This window comes from Coleofasciculus sp. G2-EDA-02 (assembly GCF_040226375.1).
Lineage (GTDB): Bacteria > Cyanobacteriota > Cyanobacteriia > Cyanobacteriales > Coleofasciculaceae > Coleofasciculus.
In genome coordinates this window covers 1-2220 of the sequence record NZ_JAVKEW010000139.1, presented here as the reverse complement: position 1 = coordinate 2220, position 2220 = coordinate 1, and the positions used below count along the sequence as shown (strand labels likewise).

Below are 2220 nucleotides of genomic sequence, written 5' to 3'. Positions count from 1 at the left end.
GTGCAGCCGAACTACCGGGGGTTGAGGTAACTCAAAACCATCCAAGTGGCGCAATCCCCAAGGGGAATAACCAGGAAATCCTCAAAGTGATTTGGGGAAGCCCACACCATAATTTTCAATTTGGTGTGGGAGGATGTCACTTGCTACTGTCTCGTTTACTCTAAAGTTCACAAATTGACAATGGATAATGAACAATGGATAATGACCTCTCCTTAAAAGAAGAGGATTGAAATTAAGGAAAATCTTTTTTAATTTCTTCGTAAACGAAGAGGTCTTAGACCCAATTAATCAATTGTCAATTATAAATTATTAATTATCCATTGATGACAGCTTAAAGTTCTAGCGCCCTGTATAGGTGACAAAGATATCCTTATTTACCGTAACTTCTACAGGATCATCGGGATCGTAAGGAGATGAGGTGTTACTGCCAAATGGTAAATTCCCCTGTGAGTGACATCCCGGTAAAAAAACGCCATAGAATGGTTCTGCGACTGATGGCACCAGTCTGAGTCGAGTTCCCGTCGCCGCCGCAATGCTGTTAGCTCGGTTTTGGGCATCCTGGATGGCTGATTGATAAGCGGCTTGCTCTAGGGCTTGACAGTTATTCACCGAATATTCTACGTTAACTGTACTGATAAGAATCTCTTCAATGGGGTTAGCTGCATCCGTTGCCGTATTGACAATCTCCTCTAAGCGATCGCGGCTGGGATTTTCCACCGTTACCACGAGTTGCGCTCCTCCCTCTGTGGCTGTGGAGGGAAAGGGAAAGGGCAAAAAGCTGGCGCTGGGTTCAATGATTTCTAAGTCAATCGCCTGATCAGAGACGCCAATCGCTTTGAGAGCATCCAGGATTGGTTGCAGCATCTCTAGTGTGATTACCTCTTGTGTTTCAAACTGAGATAATACCCCCTCTGGCGGCGAAGAGTAGTTTCTGGCAAATTTGAATAGGAGACTGGCGCTATCGGCTGGTTGACTGGCTCTACCTTTGCCAATAACCCGAAACGTCGGTTCCTCGCTGGGTGGTGGATAAAATAACTGACTGATTTGGTGAGCATCGGGCGTTGAGTCGTTACTTATATTCTCAGTTCTACCTGGACTAGGAATTAAACTTGTCGTGATAACAGCGACAATCAAAGATGACATAACTCTTTTTTTCATTCTGCCCGATTCTCCTGACCCATTTGGCTCGCAACAGTTGTTCATTTATCCAACAGCAAAATTATCCTAGCCCAGTTCTGCCCAAAAATGTACTACCTCTATTCAAGTAATCACGAATTGCCAAAAAAGCCACCACCCCATCAAAGATTAGGGTGGTGGAGGATATCACAAGCGGATTTAGCTTTGTTTTCCCGGTAGCCCGGTAAAATCTCAAGTCAGATTAACTCTCATAAATTCGAGATTCCATGGCTTCAGGATACTCTTCGCAGTATTCCTCAAACGCTGTTTTAGAGAGCTTTTCTGCCCGTTGGTGTGCAGCTTCAGCTTGCAGTTCTTCCACAATATCCCAGGCGGCGGCACATTCTTTAGAAGTTGGACCTTTTTGGGCGCAGACTGCTCGTGCTTCTTCTACAGCTTTGCGGATTTCGTCTTCAAGGACTACACTCTTGGGTTTTTCGAGGAAGTCTCCTTTGGTCAAAATATCGGTAATAGAGATAATGCCCAGCAGTTTATCCTTGATCACCGGAGCGCGGCGAATACCCGTATTGGCAAATAATCGCGCCACGTATTCCACGCCGAGGTCAGGATTGACCACAATGCAGGGCTTATTCATTATTTCATAAACCCGCACTTTTTTGGGATCTTTGCCATAGGCAATAACTTTATAAACAATATCAGTTTCCGTCAGAATGCCATAAGCATCTTGGTCATGGCGGCGATCTACAATTAAAGCCCGCAGACCCATATCGTTCATCAAATCCACGGCGTCAGCTACAGTCGCTGAACCGCGAATGGTCACCACATCTGTGGTCATGATGTCTTGAGCCTTCATCATCATCGCTTTACCTCGTGAGACCCCAACCTCAGCGAAGCAGGTTGGGGAGGGATAGAGGTCAAACCTCACCACATTGAGTGGTGAGGTTTGAAGGGTCCAGGTGAAGGCACGACGATTAACCCCGTGCTTCGCTGCAACAACTGGACTTTTTTGGCGCTAAATTGCCCTAGTCGTTTCCAGTTAATATCGCTAACTGAAACTTGTTTCTCGGTGTCTCCAGAACACCA

The 2220-nt window shown here is 45.8% G+C and carries 2 protein-coding genes; both read right to left on the bottom strand.

Annotation, left to right across the window (positions count from 1 at the left end; genetic code table 11):
• Positions 1 to 339 precede the first annotated feature (339 nt).
• Entirely contained in the window at positions 340 to 1143 is an 804-nt protein-coding gene (locus tag RLO19_RS16130) for an SIMPL domain-containing protein (RefSeq protein WP_446357970.1), read from the bottom strand.
• A 235-nt stretch (positions 1144 to 1378) separates the two neighbouring features.
• Positions 1379 to 1996, bottom strand: a complete 618-nt coding sequence (locus tag RLO19_RS16125; RefSeq protein WP_446357968.1) for a CP12 domain-containing protein — start codon at positions 1994 to 1996, stop codon at positions 1379 to 1381.
• Positions 1997 to 2220: the final 224 nt, after the last annotated feature.

Coding starts and splice junctions, on each gene's coding strand:
- RLO19_RS16130 (WP_446357970.1), bottom strand. CDS start 1,143: ATGTCATCTTTGATTGTCGCTGTTATCACGACAAGTTTAATTCCTAGT.
- RLO19_RS16125 (WP_446357968.1), bottom strand. CDS start 1,996: ATGATGATGAAGGCTCAAGACATCATGACCACAGATGTGGTGACCATT.